An 18,627-nucleotide genomic window follows, 5' to 3' on the forward strand; every position below is an offset into this window, starting at 1 on the left:
ATATAAACTCTTAACGAATACTAAAGATGCTGTTGATTTACTTTAACTATCAAGTTGCAGCATCTTTTTATCTTAAATTCAAAACTGCTCAGTCACTACTTACTACTAATTAAAGGCTTAGGTATGAAAGAATCTGATGTCGATAAAATTATCCAAAATATGGAAGATGCAAAAATTGCTGATATACAAGCTAAATTAGTTTCACTAAAACCCAGTAAACACAGCTGGTTATTCAACTACCTTTATTTTATTATCGCCCTCTTTCTTCTCCATTATTTTACTGAATTTAATGTTTATGAAGGACAAAACTTAATATTAATTTTTCTTATGGTCGTAATTTCAAAAATAGATAAACCTCGTATAGACTCGGCACACGAACGAATAGATACTCTCATCGCTTTACTAGAAAAACTAGAGTACACCAAGAAAAACAACCAAACCTCATCTCAAGCGAATGATTATGAACACAATAAAAGTGATTAAATAAAATAAAATAAAATAAAAGGATTTTACATCATGAAAATATCTTTTAACCAAGGGCTTATTATCGCCGTCATTTTCTCTTATTTATTGATGCTTTTAGGTGGCGCTGCCCTAAAACCTGATTACTCACATGTTAGCCAGTATATCAGCGAGCTAAACGCAATAAACACACCTTATGCAGATGTGATCAGCTGGTTTGGTTTTGGTCTGTTTGGGTTAATATCAGCTATAACAATCGTTGCATTAGCAAAACATGTTCCCGTGAGTGGTATGAGTAAATTCGGCTACTGGTTACTCCTAGCTGAACCCATAGCTTATTTGGGTTCTGCCTTTGCGCCATGTGACTTGGGGTGCCCAACAGAAGGTAGCATTAGCCAACTTCTTCATAACCTGTTGGCAATTACTACTCTATTGGCAACGACACTTGCCTTATTTTTACTCACCTTTACTCCAAGCTTAAAACTCTATTGGCGACTTTTTTGGCTTGGTCTTTCAATAACATTTTTTTTGCTCTTCACGTTAATGATTGATAGTGATTTTGATGAATGGAAAGGCTTAATTCAACGAGTTCAAGAAGCGTTAATATTCAGCTCTCTATGCATTGCTGCATGGCGAGTTACTCATAAATAACAATAAAAATTAGCAAGGGAAGCATCAATGAAAAACAGAAGTTTACTGATCATCTTGCCAATCCTGAGCCTATTGTGGCTGGCAAGTACGATTATCATTGGCGGTATTTATTACCCGAATTACAGCCATACATCACAGTTTATCAGCGAACTAGGCGCTACAGGATCTCCTTACGGTAACTATATTAATTACTTAGGCTTTATTCCGACAGAATTGTTAATGTTTGGTTTCATTGCCGTTTGTTACAAAACCCTGCCTGCTTCTTACCTCAATAAATTGGGTCTATTATTTATTTTTTTTTACAGCGCCTCATTGACCATAGCCTCATTATATCCTTGTGACTTTGAGTGTAAGCCAGAAACTCCAACAACATCACATCTTATCCATATATTTTCAGCACTACCGGGTTATTTAGGAGGTATTACTTCAATTTTAGTTTTGTCTTTTTCTTCAAACAATTGGAATCAAGAACCGTCATTTAAGATAGCAAGTTTTACTATTGCAATTCTCGCTTCGAGTGCGTTTTTAAATATAAGTTCTGACTCAAACATTGTAGGTGTCTACCAACGAATTTTAGAAGTCCTTATATATTCATGGTTTATATTCTTCGGTTATCAGTTAAGCAGGCAAAGTTGACTAACAACGTTATAAATCGAGAAGGTTGTACTTATAACTTTCGTACCAATTTACGATGTTATAGTTTGAGTATTTTTTACCAATACTGCGTTGCTTATCCTTACAATAGAATAACTATTACCTCGAATAAGCGCCTTGTCTAAATTAGGCCAACCGCACGAGTGAGTGATCCTAAAAACAACAGTTGAACGCTGAGTATATGAGTAACTGTTTGAGCAATTGGATGATTTTATTATCATGTTTTTCACCCAATGAGTGAAACGCTCTACGCTCACAAGCTTGCTAAAATGGCTGCTATCTGCGTTGTAACTTTTGCAAGTAGAATAACTACTTGCTGCAAGCTACGTCTTAATATCAGCCATTTTTTCTACGCATGAGAACACAGTCAACTGATGTTTCTAGGGTGATATATAAACAACTCCATGTGGTAATTTCGTCATTCCCACGAAAGTGGGAATCTAGCGCCTGATAATTGAACACCCAATGTCACTGAATACCAGCCTTCGCTGATATGACAAAGATTGGTACTTTCTAAATTGCTAGATCCCTAACAAGGATAGAGTTTCTACCCTTTATACATCTGGTTAGTGATGAACAACTTTTTGAGCTAAAACAACACCAGCTAAATTAAATATATGATGTGATTTTACAAGCTTAAAACCACATAATGTTAGGTGTTCTAAAAATTGATGATGATCAAAGCGATTATGCTGAGGGTGTTCGAATAATCGTTTTGAAACAGGATTGGTAATAGCAAGACGGTACAAGTCTTCAACCACAAAAAAACCGTTCGGTTTTAATACCCTATACACTTCTTTGACCGCTTTTTGCCAATCTGGAATATGATGAAACACGGCAAAGTTAAAAATCAAATCAAAGTTATTGTTTTCAAAAGGTAACTGGCTTGCATCAGCTTGACTCACCGATAGCCATTTTTCATCAGCATATCGAGCTTTAGTGGCTTTAACCATTTCAATATCATAATCAACGGCTGTGAGTGATTCGGGGAAAAAATGCTTTCGTATTAACCCTACCCCATTGCCATAACCACAGCCAATCTCAAGCGCTGAACTTAAATATTGCGGCACAATGTCAAATAACGAGGTAATAATAGGCATTTCTATTTTATCTTGAGCCCAACAACGAAGTGGGTGCTGCACTATTGTCTTTTCGAATTCATTCAATTTCATTTATGCATCCTTTCGACTTAGTGGAAATAAAAAAGCGACTATCATAATCTTATTGATAGTCGCTTTTTTATTTTAGCACGGCAAAATAACCTTGCTATTATTGGGAGGTTAAACGGCTGATAAAGCCTGCTTGCAAAGCTCGGTAATTTTCTCCCAATCGCCTGATTCCATCGCATCTGCTGGTGCAATCCAACTACCACCGACACAATCAACATTATTTAATGCCAAATAGTCTTTATAGGTTTTTGGTGTTATTCCACCTGTTGGGCAAAAGCGTATATCCGCTAATGGACCAGAGAACGCTTTTAATGCACTCACACCACCTGATGATTCAGCAGGGAAAAACTTAAAATGGGTGTAACCCAACGCCATTCCTTTCATGACCTCTGAAATGCTCGCCACACCAGGGATTAATGGAACCTTTCCTTTCATAGCCGCTTTTAATAAGTCACTTGTTGCACCCGGGGTAATAATAAACTGTGAGCCTGCTGCAATGGCTTGCTCAAGTTGCTCTTCATTCAAAATCGTGCCAGCTCCGACCAAAGCTTCAGGCACTTCTTGTTTGATTTGAGCGATGGCTTCCAGCGCACATGAAGTCCTTAACGTCACTTCAAGCACGTTTATTCCACCCGCTACTAATGCTTTTGCTAGCGGCACCGCATCTTCAATTTTATTGATAACCATTACTGGTACAATCGGGCTACATTTGAATATTTCATTGGGTTGTAATGACCAATTATTGTTAACCATTTGTTTTCCTTACCTCGTTATCAATACAATTCATCGACAGCTTGAGTGCTGCGAGCGCCAGTCTCAGGGCTACTGAAGTTACTTCTCAGTGCGCTAAATAGCTCTCTTCCCATTCCATAGTGAGACTTTCTTAGATCCAACGCCTCTACTTCGCGAGAGTGCAATTCCAATTCACTGACGAGCAAAGTAAGCTCACCAGTTGTTGCATCAACACGAATTAAATCACCATCTTGAATTTTACCTATCAAACCACCATCAATAGCTTCAGGAGTTAAGTGAATGGCAGCGGGTACTTTTCCTGATGCACCAGACATACGCCCATCAGTTAATAAAGCAACCTTAAAGCCTTTATCTTGTAACGAACCAAGTAACGGTGTCAGTTTGTGTAATTCAGGCATTCCATTCGCTCTAGGACCCTGCCCTTTAACGACCACAACACAATTACGATCGATATCACCATTTTTAAATAATGCATCGAGCTTGTGTTGATCATCAATCACAACGGCAGGGGCTTCTACGATACGATTGTTAGCAGGAACCGCTGAAACTTTGATAACAGCACGACCAAGATTGCCTTTCATCAGTTTCAAGCCACCATTGGATTGGAAAGGCGCATCAACAGAAGCCAACACTTCTTTATCAAGACTCTCGGTAGGACCTTCGACCCAGCTCAGCTGTCCGTCAAGTAATTTAGGCTCTTGGGTATAACGGCGTAAACCGAAACCAGCAACTGTATTAACCTCTTCATGCAATAAGCCTGCATTGAGTAATTCATTAACCAAAAATGCCATGCCACCAGCGGCATGAAAGTGGTTTATGTCTGCATGACCGTTCGGGTAAACACGCGCAATCAGAGGAACAACATCTGAGAGCTCAGAAAAATCATCCCAATTAACAATAATACCGGCAGCACGAGCCACAGCAACAATGTGCATGGTCAAATTAGTAGAACCACCTGTAGCCAAAATAGCCACAATGCCATTAACTATGGACTTTTCATTAACTATTTCACCAATGGGTGAGTATTGACCGCTATGTTCAGTCAGTCGGCAAACTTGATGTGCTGCCTTCGTAGTCAAGGCTTCACGTAATGGATTATCAGGATTGACAAAAGAAGAACCGGGAAGCTGAAGCCCCATCACTTCAAGCATAAGCTGATTGGAATTTGCCGTACCATAAAAAGTACAGGTACCTGCGCTGTGATATGAGCTTGATTCGGCTTCAAGCAATTCTGCTCTGTCCGCGAGCCCTTGAGCAAAGCGTTGCCTAACCCTTGCTTTTTCTTTATTTGGAATACCAGATTTCATTGGCCCAGCAGGAACAAATAACATAGGTAAATGACCGAAGCTCAATGCACCAATAAGTAAACCCGGGACAATTTTGTCACAAATTCCTAGAAGTAAAGCGCCATCAAACATGTTATGAGAAAGGCCAACTGCGCTTGCCATTGCGATAACTTCGCGACTAAGCAAGCTAAGCTCCATACCGGGCTGACCTTGAGTCACGCCGTCACACATGGCTGGAACACCACCGGCTACCTGTGCAACACTGCCGATTTCATGACAAGCTTTTTTCAACTTATCTGGATAGTCGCCATATGGCTGATGCGCCGATAACATGTCATTAAATGCAGTGACGATACCGATATTCGCCTTACTAAATTGTTGAAGTGCTGATTTATCATCTTGGTTACAAGCCGCAAACCCATGGGCTAAGTTTCCGCAGCTCAGCGAACTTCGGTGAACACCATTTAATTGTGCTTCTTTAAGCGCGGATAGATAACGACTTCGGCTTTCTTTACTTCGCTTAATGATCCTGTCTGTGACAGATTGAACTACTGAATGCATTTTTGCCTCCATGTACCAGTTCTTCTACTAGTTGTTAGAACTCTGGTTACGCACTCCAATACACATCAACTGGGGTTTTATGTTGTGATAAAACCGCGCGTATTGGCATTGAGTAAACATCATCATTTTCTAAGACCTGACGGTAAACCGTCAGTTTTTGCTCACCGACTAGATGTAAAAAGACTTGTCGACTCGCAAGAATTCTTTGTTTTGTTAATGTGATCCGCTCATGTGGTGCTGTAGTCGGCGTGACGGCAACACAGGTTGTATCCGTAGTAAGTGCTACCTCTAAAGACGAACGATTTGCACACGGGAACCAAGAACATGTATGGCCATCATTACCCATACCTAAAACCACAACATCGAATTTAGATGGAAAGTGTTGCAGCTTTTCTGAAGCCATTTGACAGCCTTCAACGGCCGTTTCAAACATATTTTTTAGGCCGGTAAATTTAGCTGATGACGCTTTATTTTGTAGTAAATGCTGCAACACCAAGTTTTCATTAGAGTCTTTATTTTCAGAATCAACCCAACGCTCATCAGCTAAAGTGATATAAACATCTTTCCAACCTATATTCTTTTTACTTAATAACTTAAACAACGTAATGGGAGTTGAGCCGCCCGATACCACTAGACTCGCTTTCCCTCGTGTATCAATACCTTCTTGAAGCAAGCCTGCAATTTTTTCTGCTAATTTTTCAGCTAACTGATTTGCATCATCAAAGGATTTAAAAACAGCTTCTTTCATTTCTTCATCTCTATTTATACTTTCCAAAAAACGGACTTACTCATCCCATGAACGACCGTCTTTACTTATTAGCGCTACAGATGCAACAGGTCCCCACGAACCAGCAGGGTAAGCTTTCGGTTTTTCGCCACTTTCTTCCCAAGCTTCAATAATTCCATCTACCCAGCTCCAAGCTTGCTCAACTTCGTCACGACGAACAAACAGTGCTTGATTTCCTAACATAGCTTCTAACAATAAGCGCTCATAAGCATCAGCAATACGATCGTTTTTAAATGTGTCAGAAAAACTTAAGTCGAGTTTTGTGGTCTGAAGTCGATGATTCTGCTCTAATCCAGGCACTTTATTCATCATCTGAATTTCAACACCTTCATGGGGCTGAAGACGAATCGTTAATTTGTTAGGCGGAAGGTTACGTAAAGTTGAACGATACAAATTATGTGGTGGGTTTTTAAAATAAACAACAATCTCTGAGCTTTTACCTGGCATTCGTTTGCCGCTGCGTAAGTAAAATGGAACGCCAGCCCAACGCCAGTTATCGATATCGACTCTTAGCGCAACAAAAGTCTCAGTGCCCGATGCTTTATTTGCGCCCTCTTCTTCCAAGTAGCCCGGAACTGCCTTTCCGTTTAAAAAACCACTTCCGTACTGTCCGCGTACCGTATTTTCATACATGTTATCTTGATTGATAGGGCGTAATGACTTAAGTACTTTCACTTTTTCGTCACGTATACTATCGGCATCTAGATTCACAGGTGGATCCATGGCAACCAAAGTTAGAACCTGCAACAAATGGTTTTGGATCATATCTCGCATCTGACCAGCTTTGTCGAAGTAACCCCATCGCCCTTCAATGCCCACTTCCTCAGCAACTGTGATCTGAACGTGATCTATCGTTCTATTATCCCATTTAGATGCAAAGAGTGAATTAGCAAAGCGCAGTGCTATCAAATTTTGAACGGTTTCTTTACCTAAGTAGTGATCGATACGATAAATTTGTGACTCATTAAAATAAGTAGAAACTTGGTCATTAATGATTCTTGAGGATTCGAGATCTGAGCCAATTGGTTTTTCAAGTACAACTCTTGTGTCTGGTTGAATCAGCTTTTGCTCGTATAAGCTCCGACAAATGTCTCCGAACAGTGACGGTGGCGTTGCAAAATAATTGACAAGAACTCTTTTTTCAGGTTCCACTAATGCCTTAAACGCCACATAATCTTCTGATTTGGTAAAGTTTGCGCTGACATATACACACCGTTCTATAAAACGGTTGACGGTTTCTTCGCAAAGCTCATCTTTAACAAATGTTGTAAGTGATAAACGAACGGCGTCATGAAATTGGGCAAGAGTAAAATTATCTTTAGCAACCCCGATCACACGAGTGTCATTCGATAATAAATTTGCTTTATCTAACTGATATAAGGATGGCAGTAATTTTCTACGAGCCAAATCACCTTTTGTTCCAAAAATTACGAAATCACAAGCTTTAGTTTCTGATGCTTTTTTGACCATCACCTACCAATCTCCTTTAAACTTCTGTGACGCCTGACTAAAATTTTAACCAGCACCACATAATTTTGTTGTAATATAACAACAGAATTAATTAAATGCACCTGTAAAACAAAAATAATCATCATTTTACCCAGTAGCCAATTCAATGGTAAACCTGTTATTATTTTTGTAGTTAACTTACTGTTGAGATAATAATCTTTTCACATTTGATGTAAAAAATGACGTAAAAATAATTCCCTAAAACCTGAGCAACACCAATACGCCGTCTGATCACTCAGGTATTAAACATAAATAAAATTACAATATTAATTGGAACGGACATTCGCGTATGAATACCTTAGAAAAGGTTCAAAAAAGCCTCATTCATTTTAGTAAATCCGAGCGAAAAGTTGCTGAAGTAATACTCTCAGCACCGCAAACGGCAATTCATTCAAGCATTGCTACATTAGCTAAAATGGCTGATGTCAGTGAACCTACGGTTAATCGGTTCTGCCGCCGTTTGGACACTAAAGGGTTCCCTGATTTTAAATTACATCTTGCTCAAAGTCTCGCTAATGGTACTCCTTATGTTAGCCGACATGTAGAAGAAGATGACTCCCCTGATTCTTACACAACAAAAATCTTCGAATCTTCAATGGCGTCACTTGATACAGCAAGGCAAAGTCTCGATGTTGTTGCTGTTAATAAGGCTGTAGATATTCTTACTCAAGCCAAAACGATTTCGTTTTTTGGCTTAGGTGCATCTTCATCTGTTGCCCATGATGCACAAAATAAGTTTTTCCGTTTCAACGTACCTGTCATGTGTTTCGACGACGTGTTAATGCAGCGTATGAGTTGCATTAATTGTAATGAAGGTACTGTTGTTGTGCTGATCTCGCACACAGGTCGTACGAAATCACTTATTGAAATAGCTAAACTTGCCCGCGAAAATGGAGCTGCTGTAATAGGTATTACAGCGAGGAACTCTCCACTCTCGGAAGAATGTACTCTTGCGGTAACGCTTGAGGTGCCAGAAGATACAGACATGTACTTACCTATGGCATCTCGACTTGCGCAACTTGTTGTTATTGATGTACTTGCTACTGGTTTTACATTAAGACGAGGCCCGAGATTTAGAGATAACTTAAAACGCGTTAAAGAAGTATTAAAAGAATCACGGACGACAAAAGATACCATCCTGTAATTTTTTATCGTTTAGAAGGTTGCTAGAACAACATTTTTTGTTCTAGCAACTCACCAATAAAACCGTTTCAATTACAAAATTGAGTTGTTCCTCACAAAAATTATTCTTTCACACCTCTCATTTTGGTGTAACTTTCCTACATTAATAATTTTTCTTTGTTAATATAATCAAAGAATTTTTTATATACACAAACGGAGTATCCCATGTTCCGCAGAACTAAGATCGTTACCACACTTGGCCCAGCAACTGATCGCGATGACAACCTACGTAAAATCATTGCAAAAGGCGCGAATGTAGTCAGATTAAACTTCTCTCACGGCTCACCAGAAGATCATCTTAAACGTGCTACTGATGCTCGAAATATCGCGAAAGAACTAGGTGTTCACGTTGCCATTTTAGGCGATCTGCAGGGGCCGAAAATCCGTGTATCAACGTTTAAAGACAATAAAAAGGTACAACTTGACTTAGGTCAGCCATTCATCCTAGATGCTGATTTAGCGAAAGGTGAAGGTACTGTTCAACAAGTAGGCATTGATTACAAGCAGTTACCTCAAGATGTAAACATTGGCGACATTCTGATGTTGGACGATGGTAGAGTACAGCTTAAAGTTGAACGTGTTGAAGGCCAAAAAGTCCACACGACAGTTACCGTTGCGGGCCCATTATCAAACAATAAAGGCATCAACAAGCAAGGTGGTGGCTTATCAGCCGCAGCATTAACAGAAAAAGATAAAGCAGACATTATCACTGCTGCTGAAATTGGTGTTGAATACCTCGCCGTTTCATTCCCTCGTACAGGGGCAGATCTCGACTATGCACGTGACTTAGCAAAACAAGCGGGTCATGAACCTATGATTGTTGCAAAAGTAGAGCGTGCTGAAGCTGTTGCAACTGATGAAGCTATGGACGATGTAATTAAAGCATCCGATGTAGTAATGGTTGCTCGTGGTGATTTAGGTGTTGAAATTGGCGATGCTGCACTAGTTGCGGTTCAGAAGAAACTTATCCAACGTTCTCGCCAATTGAACAAAGTAGTCATTACCGCAACTCAAATGATGGAATCTATGATTACCAGTCCAATGCCGACTCGTGCTGAAGTAATGGACGTTGCCAACGCTGTCCTTGATGGCACTGACGCAGTAATGCTTTCTGCCGAAACCGCTGCTGGTGACTTCCCAGAAGAAACTGTTACGGCAATGGGTAACGTATGTATTGGTGCTGAGGCTCATCCAAGTATCACAGCTTCAAAACATAGATTAGATGAATCTTTCACTACGATTGAAGAAACCATCGCACTTTCAACCATGTATGCCGCCAACCACTTAAAGAGCATTAAGGCTATCATAGCATTAACTGAATCTGGTGAAACGCCTAAGTTAATGTCTCGTATTAGCTCTTCATTGCCTATTTTCGCTTTAGCTCGTCATGACAAATCGCTCGCTAAAATGGCACTTTATCGTGGTATTAAGCCTGTCTATTTCGACTCAACTAAATATTCAGCGGACACTCTAGCGAAAAAAGCACTGGAAGAACTAACATCTTCAGGTTATTTAAAGTCAGGTGATACAGTGTTGATGACTAAGGGTGACTCAATGGAAACGGTTGGCGGAACAAATACTTGTAAAGTACTCGTTGTTGCTTAAATATTTAGTTTTATAATACCAATTACAGTAATTAATCTCTCACTCAGCAAGAGCTAAAGGGTTTCAGTGCAAGGCACAAGCTCGAAGTACTATATTCCCTACGGCCGCCATACAAAGCTGGCGTTCAACGCACTTAGTGCTTTTGTCGGGATAATTCAAGTGCTTGTAACACAGTAATGGAACCCTTTAGCCTTGCCCTTCGGGAGTTTGTATGTGCTCAAATTACTTCTCAAAATTGCCTTGACGTAGCAATGTAATAACGACAGCTGTATATGTCGGTAACAACTATGCCTTCATCAATTTCGATTGCACTTTGAGCAAATACATAGCTCTGAGTTGAGCATTTAATTACTGTAATTGGTATAAGTTATAGCTTTCTATATGTCATAAAAAAACGCCACAGCTGTGGCGTTTTTTTATGGGGAAAATACAGGTTATAACGTCTCGAAATCGTCCACATTTATGGCAGCTAAACGCAAGTCATCAGCCTCTTTTAATTGTTCGAATTCAGTTTCCGAAATGACCTCTTTTTCTAGGGCTAAATTAAATAACGCCATGCCACGTAGTTTACGGTGCAATTGTCCGTCTTTTTTCGCTTGATTCATTTTTTCATACAAGCTCCTACATTCATGTTGAGCCAAGAATGCACGTTCAACTTCTGCTACCCCACTCTTATCACCTTCATAAACATGACTTAAAAAGGTAATACGATCACGCGCAGGGCTTGGCTTCAACATCGCGTTAGATAATATAATAGCTTGTTTATCCGACGGCGCCTTGAATCGGTTACCTAACGGAAAGATTAAAACAGTTAACAGCCACGATATCGGTTTATTCGGGAAATTACGGATTGCTTCCTGCATAGCTTGTGCGGCCTGATACAAACGATCACGCATAACATAGTGCACAATAGGTAAATCATCCTGTTGGTGCCCATTATCTTCGAATAATTTTAAGGCAGCTGAGCCCAGATACAACTGACTTAATACGTCACCTAAGCGAGCAGATAGCATTTCCTTTCGCTTCAACTCTCCACCAAGTACCAACATAGACACATCTGTCATAAATGCCAGTGCAGCAGACATACGTGACATGTCTTTATAATATTGCTGGGTTTCACCACTTACCGGAGCTTGTGCAAGCCAGCTTGCTGTCAAAGCATGGCCTAAAGCACTAAAGGCATTTCGGCAAGCATAACCAATGTGTCCCATTAACAATTTGTCAAAACGATCGACTGCCGCTTTTTGGTCTTCCATTACTGCGGTTTCCATTTCAGGAATCACGTAAGGGTGGCAGCGTGTTGCACCTTGTCCAAAAATCATCAATGAACGAGTAAGTATGTTTGCACCCTCAACAGTAATCGAAATAGGCAGTCCCATGTAGCCATGCCCTAAATAGTTTTTAGGCCCTAGCTGAATACCTTTACCCGATTGGATGTCCATTGCGTCATTGATTACCTTACGACCCAGTTCGGTCATGTGATATTTTGCAATAGCCGTAACAACAGATGGTTTAACTTTTAAATCTATACCTGTTGTCGTTAATCGACGTGCTGCTTCTAATTGATATGAATTAGCAACAATTCTTGATAATGCTTCTTGAACACCCTCGAATTTACCAATTGATAAGCCAAATTGCTTACGAACATAACTATAAGCCGTAGTCGTTTGAGTTGCTAAGTGCCCTGAAGCTGTTGCCAATGCAGGTAATGAAATACCTCGACCTGCTGATAAACACTCAACCAGCATACGCCAACCTTTACCTGCATACTGTGGGCCTCCAATGATCCAATCTAAAGGAATAAAAACATCTTCACCTGAGGTTGTGCCGTTCATAAAGGCCAACCCCATTGGATCATGGCGGCGGCCGATTTCCACCCCCTTATAATTGGTTGGAATTAACGCACAAGTAATCCCTAAATCGACTTCTTCACCCAAAAGTCCATCAGGATCTCGCATCTGAAAAGCTAAACCCAAAACTGTCGCGACGGGAGCCAGCGTAATGTATCGTTTATTCCAAGTTAAAGATAACCCTAGAACCTCTTCGCCTTGATATTCACGACGACATACAACACCGATGTCAGGAATACTGCCTGCATCACTTCCTGCTTCTGGTCCAGTCAATGCGAAACAAGGTAATTCACGACCATCGGCTAATCGTGGAAGCCATTGATCTTTTTGTTCAGTTGTTCCGTAATGTGTTAATAGCTCACCAGGGCCCAAAGAGTTTGGCACCATAACTGACACTGCTGCACTTACGCTTCGAGTTGCAAGCATGGTAACAATGGTCGAATTCGCATAAGCAGAAAACTCTTTACCACCATATTTTTTAGGAATAATAAGCGCGAAAAAGCCTTCTTTTTTAAAGTAATCCCATAACTCTGGCGGTAAATCACGACGATTTTGCACAATGTCATAATCGTCTATCATTGTCAGAGCCGTTTTGACTTTGCTCTCAATAAAATCTTTTTCTTCAGAATTTAGCGTTGGCTTTCCATAACTGTGAAGGGTATTCCAATCAGGACGCCCTCTAAACAACTCTGCTTCCCACCATACATCCCCCGCTTCCATTGCTTCACGTTCAGTGTCTGATAATGGTGGTAACACTCGCTTGAAAAAAGCAAATGCTGGCCGGGTAATAAATCGCATTCGAATACTTCTAACTCCGAATACGACAGCAATTAATATTAAGAGCAGTACTACAATACTCATAGCAAAACCTTTTGCTTGTTATTTAAATGGTAGCGACAGGTACAGCAACACCTGCAGCCATATAAGGGATCAACTTTCGTATCACAGCCTCGATATCATTTTGTTCTTTAAAATCTGCAGCCGCAATTTCCATTAATGCATCCGATGATGCCATAGTGAAAACCACAGTTCCTAAAGTAAAGTGTAGACGCCAAAACATTTCTGCTGCAGGAATATGAGGTGCACAAGTTTGAACGGCATGAACGAACTCCATTAAAGGTTCTTGATAATGTGTGGTGATAAACCATCGTAAATGGCCTTGGCTTTCGATATAACCCCGACCAAGTAGTTGTAAAAAATTACTTGTTCCGTCGGTATGCAATTGATCTAAGTCCAATAAAGGTTGCACTAAACAAGAAAACACATCGTTCAAATTTGAAGATTCTGTAAGTTGTGATAATGATGCAGACGCAGAAGGCATAAATGCGTCTAAATATCTAGCGAGTACCGCGCGTATAAGTTCTTTCTTTGAGCCAAAGTGATAATTAACAGAAGCTAAATTTACTTCAGCTTTGCTGGTAATAAGTCTGAGAGACGTTTCTGAAAAGCCTCGCTCAGCAAACAATTTTTCAGCCGCATTAAGTATCTTAGATTTAGTGTCGGGTCTAACCGCCATTCCTTGACCTTCATTTAATTTAAAACAGTTGTTTAAAATTAAATGTTCTATGTGAAATTGTCAATGTAATTGGTATAAAAGCCAGTATTTATGCAGATTTCAGATAAGAAACTTCCACCTTCAGTTTATGTATACATCAATATTTAAATTGCGATGAACTAAAGACTTGTTATCGAAGCAGTGAATGGATTACTGATTAATAATCATCACCATACTCACAAATGCAAATTAATTTTAGTTTAGGTAAACTAACTTGAAAAATAATATCGAGGAAGTCCGTAAAATGAAGACAACTACTCCCAAACCCGCTCGTCTCGCCCTAGCCATAGCGCTGACTTTAAGTATTGGAGCTTGTGCTGAACAACAAGCCGAAAAATCAACTGAAAACGAAGTCACAGTAGCACAAGCAAATGAATTTATCGACAACGCAGAGCAACAGCTATCACAACTCTCAATTGAGGCAAATCGCGCCGAATGGATATACAGCAACTTCATCACTGAAGATACAGCATCACTTGCTGCCGCAGTAGGTGAAAAAGTTACGGCCAGCTCAGTAAAATTCGCGACAGAAGCTGCAAAATATGCAGACTTGAAACTCGGCCCAGTTAACGCTCGTAAACTCAATACATTGCGAACTAGCCTAGTGCTACCTGCACCATTGGATCCCAAAAAGAACGCTGAGCTCGCTGGTATTAGTGCTGAGCTAAACGGATTATACGGAAAAGGAAAGTACTGCTTTGCTGATGGTAATTGTATGACCTTACCTGAATTGTCTGCCATTATGGCTGAATCACGTGATCCAGCTTTGCTTTTGGAAGCATGGAAAGGCTGGCGAGAAATATCGAAGCCTATGCGACCATTGTTTAAGCGTGAAGTCGAATTGGCAAACGAAGGGGCAAGAGATCTCGGTTTTAATGATTTATCGGAGCTTTGGCGTAGTCAATACGACATGAAGCCTGACGAATTTTCTCAAGAACTCGATAAACAATGGGGAAAGATTAAACCATTATATGATTCTTTGCATTGTTACGTTCGCGGCGAACTAAACCAGAAGTATGGTGATGAGGTTGTTTCAAAGACTGGCCCTATTCCAGCCCATTTACTTGGTAATATGTGGGCTCAAACATGGGGTAATATTTATGATGAAGTTTCTCCAGAAAATGGCGATCCTGGTTATGATTTAACTAAGCTTCTTGTTGATAATAATTACGACGAAAAGAAAATGGTCCAGCAGGCTGAAGGCTTCTTTACTTCACTTGGTTTTGAGCCACTTCCAGAAACCTTCTGGACTCGTTCGTTATTCACCCAACCTAAAGACCGCGATGTTGTCTGCCATGCTTCTGCTTGGGATTTAGATAATTTAGATGATATTCGTATCAAGATGTGTATCCAGAAAACCGCTGAAGAGTTCTCTGTTATTCATCATGAATTAGGCCATAACTTTTACCAACGTGCGTATAAAGGTCAACCGTTCATATTTAAAAATAGCGCGAATGATGGTTTCCATGAAGCCATTGGTGATACTGTCGCACTTTCAATTACACCTAAGTACTTAAAGAAAATCGGCCTACTTAACGAAGTACCTGATGAATCTAAAGATATCGGTTTACTTCTAAAGCAAGCTCTGGATAAAGTTGCCTTTCTACCATTTGGCCTGATGATCGATCAATGGCGCTGGAAAGTATTTAATGGTGAAATTTCACCAGAACAATACAATCAAGCTTGGTGGGATTTACGCAACAAATATCAAGGAGTAGCTAGCCCAGTAACACGTGATGAATCAGACTTTGACCCAGGGGCGAAATACCATGTTCCAGGTAATGTGCCTTACACACGCTATTTCTTAGCACATATTTTGCAATTCCAATTCCACAAATCATTGTGTGATATTGCAGGAGATAAAGGTCCAGTACACCGCTGTTCAATTTATGGCAATAAAGAAGCAGGAACAAAGCTTAACGAAATGCTGGAAATGGGCTCAAGTAAACCGTGGCCTGAAGCTCTCGCCGTTGTAACAGGTAAAAAAGAAATGGATGCACAAGCTGTGCTTGATTACTTTGCACCATTACAAGTTTGGTTAAACGAGCAAAACAAAGTTAAAAACAACCAATGTGGTTGGTAAAAGAAAACAACTAGCTTAGCAACAGCCCGTAATTTTACGGGCTTTTTTAGCTCTTCACAGAATCACCGACACACTTTGTAAATATTAATACCTGTAGCACTGAATACGAATGCATTATAATTACCATATCTTCATTCAGTATTTATTTATATGCGATTACTTTTAGTTTTTATTAGCTGTTATATCTTTTCCGTTAATTTTTCTTTTGCTTCAGAAACAGACTCATACAACAATCAATTAAACAAAACCTACCAATCATTTATTGAGTCATTTGAAAAGCTCGATGCTGATCAGATAGATCAAATGTACGATCGAGACATTTTGTATATTTCAGAAGGCAAGAGCCAACCTATCTTGCAAGGAAGCAACGAAGTTAAACTCATTTATCAACGCTTTTTTGATCGTGTTAAGCAAAAAAATATCCGTTTAAAAATCGGATTTAGATTATTGAGCCGTGACATCGCCGATGAACAAGCTACTGACATTGGTTATTACATAATCCGCTTTATACCCTCCAAAAAATCTGAAGAACCGGTTTCAGAATTTGCAGGTAAATTTTTAATCGTTAGTAAGAAGGCCAAGAATGGCCAATGGTTATGGTCAATGGAAATGAACAATCGTGCTAAATTAGAGTATTACTTTAATTCAAAAAGTAAGAAAAATTTGTTCTACAGTAAGACATTGAAAGTTGATAAATAAAATGATCTATAAATTATTAGTACATGATGTGAGTAGCTTATGAGTAGTAATCATTGCCCTTGCGGATCATCATTATCATACACACAGTGTTGCCAACTGCTTCATATAAGTAAAATAACAGCTAGCTCACCTGAACAACTAATGCGTTCACGTTATAGCGCCTTTGTAAAACATGAATTTCAATATTTATTAGATACACATGCGCCTGAATTTAGAAGTGAATTATCGATTGAAATTTTAAGCCAGCCACCTCTTCCAAACTGGATAGCACTTGAAGTAGAAAAATCTTCTCAAGATCACCACTCAGGTACAGTGACTTTTAAAGCTTGGTTTCATCTAAATAAAAAGCTCGATGTTATTTATGAACAATCGAATTTCGTATTGAGGGATGGCTTATGGTATTACACCGATGGCAAGCATTTATCAACAGAACTGCCTAGCAGAAATGATTCTTGCATTTGTGGGAGTGGTAAAAAATTTAAGAAGTGTTGTCATAATATTTACACTGGTTAATCCTTTACAAAATACATCACCAAAACTTAGTCATAAAATGATAATAGTGGCAAGATGACGAAAATGTCATCTTGTTGATTGATAACTAGTGTTTACTGTGATCCCTTTTATATACCTGATATACGGAGTGCTTTTTAAATCCATATTTAGAAGAATGCTTAGACGTCCAATCTTGTCCTATGATTCGGTTAAAGCTACCATTATTGACACTATAAAGCCCTTCTGAAGCTACAGAAACAGCGTGCTGGTCATTATCATGATTGCCACCATGACAATAATACTGACTAACATTCTGTCCAAGTACCGCGCCAGCAAATCCAACAACCTGATAATTATTGAAGCCACTGGCAGCTAACACTCGGGCAAAGCGACGTAAATACGGTTCTCTTTTACCACGCCCACAATGCCTTTTCGAGTATGGGTTGCTGTCCAACAAGAGAATAAATAAATAACTACCGGTTGAGCAGGTGAAGGCTCTAATCCATCACGTATAAGCTGTTGAATCAAGGCCATTGCTCCATACACAATCCTAGTACCAATACCTTTGCCAAAATTTCCATGACCAATAATAAATAATTTACCACCATCATTAAGGCTATTTAAACTGTTATGTCCTCTTCCTGACCTAATCTCTTGTTTATATCTGTCCGCACAAAGAAGCTCCCTTATATGATATGACGTGCTAATAATTGCATTATCATTATCACCATTTGCAGGAATATAAATTTCATGGGGTAGATTTATTCTTGACGCTCTGATTAGCCCAAGCCTTGGCCTAACCCTATTAGCTTGTTCAGCTGCAATTCGAGCATTGTCACTTGCTGCCAATATATCAAGGCCATTTGATCTTATTTCCGTGTGATTAGCACACAGCTGAACATTCATTAGAAACTGAGTCCGGCATTGAGCAACAGAGATAGCTTTAACCTCAGAAACAACCTTGCTAACCTCATTTCGTAATATGCTCACTTTCAATAGAATTATTGCTCGACGAAATTGTCACTCTTCTTTAGTTCCAGATTTGCCCAAATGCATTTTTTCACTCACACGATAAATTTCATAATCTGATACAACTTGCCCCCATTGGTAAACTTTTTCTGCAGCCTCTTGGTTTTGTAAGCGAATAAACTCAACGGTTTCAGTGAGTCTAGTTGCAGCATTTTTGGTAGAAAAAATGGAAAACAGTGTAATTAACTCGTCTACACTCTTCAAAAGCAGGTTAGCCAAGATTATAGCGAATTCCTGAAGTCACAAACAAGATTGATTACAGCAACGTAATACATAGAAAAATGTTAACCGTTTATTTTC

General features: G+C 39.5%; 17 protein-coding genes. 8 read left to right on the top strand and 9 right to left on the bottom strand.

Annotated elements, in window-relative coordinates:
* Positions 1 to 123 precede the first annotated feature (123 nt).
* The 3 genes from E2I05_RS13570 to E2I05_RS13580 are packed head-to-tail and all read left to right on the top strand — an operon-like array spanning position 124 to position 1,749.
* Positions 124 to 483 (top strand): hypothetical protein, encoded by a 360-nt coding sequence (locus E2I05_RS13570; protein ID WP_121852740.1) that lies wholly within the window; start codon positions 124 to 126, stop codon positions 481 to 483.
* A 33-nt stretch (positions 484 to 516) separates the two neighbouring features.
* Entirely contained in the window at positions 517 to 1,113 is a 597-nt protein-coding gene (locus E2I05_RS13575; protein WP_121852741.1) for a DUF998 domain-containing protein, read from the top strand.
* A gap of 27 nt (positions 1,114 to 1,140) precedes the next feature.
* A complete protein-coding gene (locus E2I05_RS13580; protein ID WP_121852742.1) occupies positions 1,141 to 1,749 on the top strand; it encodes a DUF998 domain-containing protein in 609 nt (202 codons plus the stop codon).
* A 584-nt stretch (positions 1,750 to 2,333) separates the two neighbouring features.
* Here the strand turns inward: E2I05_RS13580 and E2I05_RS13585 are convergent.
* From E2I05_RS13585 to zwf, 5 genes are all read right to left on the bottom strand, one after another.
* Positions 2,334 to 2,939 carry a class I SAM-dependent methyltransferase gene (locus E2I05_RS13585; protein ID WP_121852743.1) on the bottom strand — a complete coding sequence of 202 codons (606 nt, stop codon included), beginning with the start codon at positions 2,937 to 2,939 and terminating at the stop codon, positions 2,334 to 2,336.
* Between the two features lie 108 nt (positions 2,940 to 3,047).
* Positions 3,048 to 3,689: a bifunctional 4-hydroxy-2-oxoglutarate aldolase/2-dehydro-3-deoxy-phosphogluconate aldolase gene (locus E2I05_RS13590; RefSeq protein WP_121852744.1), complete on the bottom strand. Its 642-nt coding sequence runs from the start codon at positions 3,687 to 3,689 to the stop codon at positions 3,048 to 3,050.
* Between the two features lie 20 nt (positions 3,690 to 3,709).
* Positions 3,710 to 5,536: a phosphogluconate dehydratase gene (gene edd / locus E2I05_RS13595; RefSeq protein ID WP_121852745.1), complete on the bottom strand. Its 1,827-nt coding sequence runs from the start codon at positions 5,534 to 5,536 to the stop codon at positions 3,710 to 3,712.
* 46 nt (positions 5,537 to 5,582) lie between these two features.
* Entirely contained in the window at positions 5,583 to 6,284 is a 702-nt protein-coding gene (gene pgl / locus E2I05_RS13600) for a 6-phosphogluconolactonase (protein ID WP_121852746.1), read from the bottom strand.
* Between the two features lie 36 nt (positions 6,285 to 6,320).
* A complete protein-coding gene (gene zwf / locus E2I05_RS13605; protein ID WP_121852747.1) occupies positions 6,321 to 7,793 on the bottom strand; it encodes a glucose-6-phosphate dehydrogenase in 1,473 nt (490 codons plus the stop codon).
* A gap of 328 nt (positions 7,794 to 8,121) precedes the next feature.
* Between zwf and E2I05_RS13610 the strand changes: the two genes are divergently transcribed.
* The gene (locus tag E2I05_RS13610; RefSeq protein WP_121852748.1) at positions 8,122 to 8,976 is read left to right on the top strand and encodes a MurR/RpiR family transcriptional regulator; all 855 of its coding nucleotides are present in this window, start codon (positions 8,122 to 8,124) and stop codon (positions 8,974 to 8,976) included.
* A gap of 203 nt (positions 8,977 to 9,179) precedes the next feature.
* On the top strand, positions 9,180 to 10,619 hold the full coding sequence (gene pyk, locus E2I05_RS13615) for a pyruvate kinase (protein ID WP_121852749.1): 1,440 nt from the start codon (positions 9,180 to 9,182) through the stop codon (positions 10,617 to 10,619).
* A 434-nt stretch (positions 10,620 to 11,053) separates the two neighbouring features.
* Here pyk and E2I05_RS13620 read toward each other — a convergent pair whose 3' ends face one another.
* Together E2I05_RS13620 and psrA are read right to left on the bottom strand one after the other, a co-directional pair.
* Positions 11,054 to 13,330 carry an acyl-CoA dehydrogenase gene (locus E2I05_RS13620; protein ID WP_121852750.1) on the bottom strand — a complete coding sequence of 759 codons (2,277 nt, stop codon included), beginning with the start codon at positions 13,328 to 13,330 and terminating at the stop codon, positions 11,054 to 11,056.
* A 22-nt stretch (positions 13,331 to 13,352) separates the two neighbouring features.
* Complete coding sequence (gene psrA, locus E2I05_RS13625) at positions 13,353 to 13,985, bottom strand: TetR family transcriptional repressor PsrA (protein WP_121852751.1); 633 nt, start codon at positions 13,983 to 13,985, stop codon at positions 13,353 to 13,355.
* Positions 13,986 to 14,268: 283 nt separating this feature from the next.
* Here psrA and E2I05_RS13630 point away from each other — a divergent pair, with 283 nt between their 5' ends.
* From E2I05_RS13630 to E2I05_RS13640, 3 genes are all read left to right on the top strand, one after another.
* Entirely contained in the window at positions 14,269 to 16,107 is a 1,839-nt protein-coding gene (locus E2I05_RS13630; RefSeq protein ID WP_121852752.1) for a M2 family metallopeptidase, read from the top strand.
* A gap of 150 nt (positions 16,108 to 16,257) precedes the next feature.
* The gene (locus tag E2I05_RS13635) at positions 16,258 to 16,806 is read left to right on the top strand and encodes a nuclear transport factor 2 family protein (protein WP_121852753.1); all 549 of its coding nucleotides are present in this window, start codon (positions 16,258 to 16,260) and stop codon (positions 16,804 to 16,806) included.
* 39 nt (positions 16,807 to 16,845) lie between these two features.
* The gene (locus E2I05_RS13640; RefSeq protein WP_121852754.1) at positions 16,846 to 17,319 is read left to right on the top strand and encodes a YchJ family protein; all 474 of its coding nucleotides are present in this window, start codon (positions 16,846 to 16,848) and stop codon (positions 17,317 to 17,319) included.
* A 351-nt stretch (positions 17,320 to 17,670) separates the two neighbouring features.
* Here the strand turns inward: E2I05_RS13640 and E2I05_RS13650 are convergent, their stop codons facing one another.
* Complete coding sequence (locus tag E2I05_RS13650) at positions 17,671 to 18,204, bottom strand: hypothetical protein (RefSeq protein WP_145964473.1); 534 nt, start codon at positions 18,202 to 18,204, stop codon at positions 17,671 to 17,673.
* A 114-nt stretch (positions 18,205 to 18,318) separates the two neighbouring features.
* Positions 18,319 to 18,546 (bottom strand): hypothetical protein, encoded by a 228-nt coding sequence (locus E2I05_RS13655; protein ID WP_121852757.1) that lies wholly within the window; start codon positions 18,544 to 18,546, stop codon positions 18,319 to 18,321.
* Positions 18,547 to 18,627 lie beyond the last annotated feature (81 nt).

Source organism: Parashewanella spongiae, assembly GCF_004358345.1.
Taxonomy (GTDB): domain Bacteria; phylum Pseudomonadota; class Gammaproteobacteria; order Enterobacterales; family Shewanellaceae; genus Parashewanella; species Parashewanella spongiae.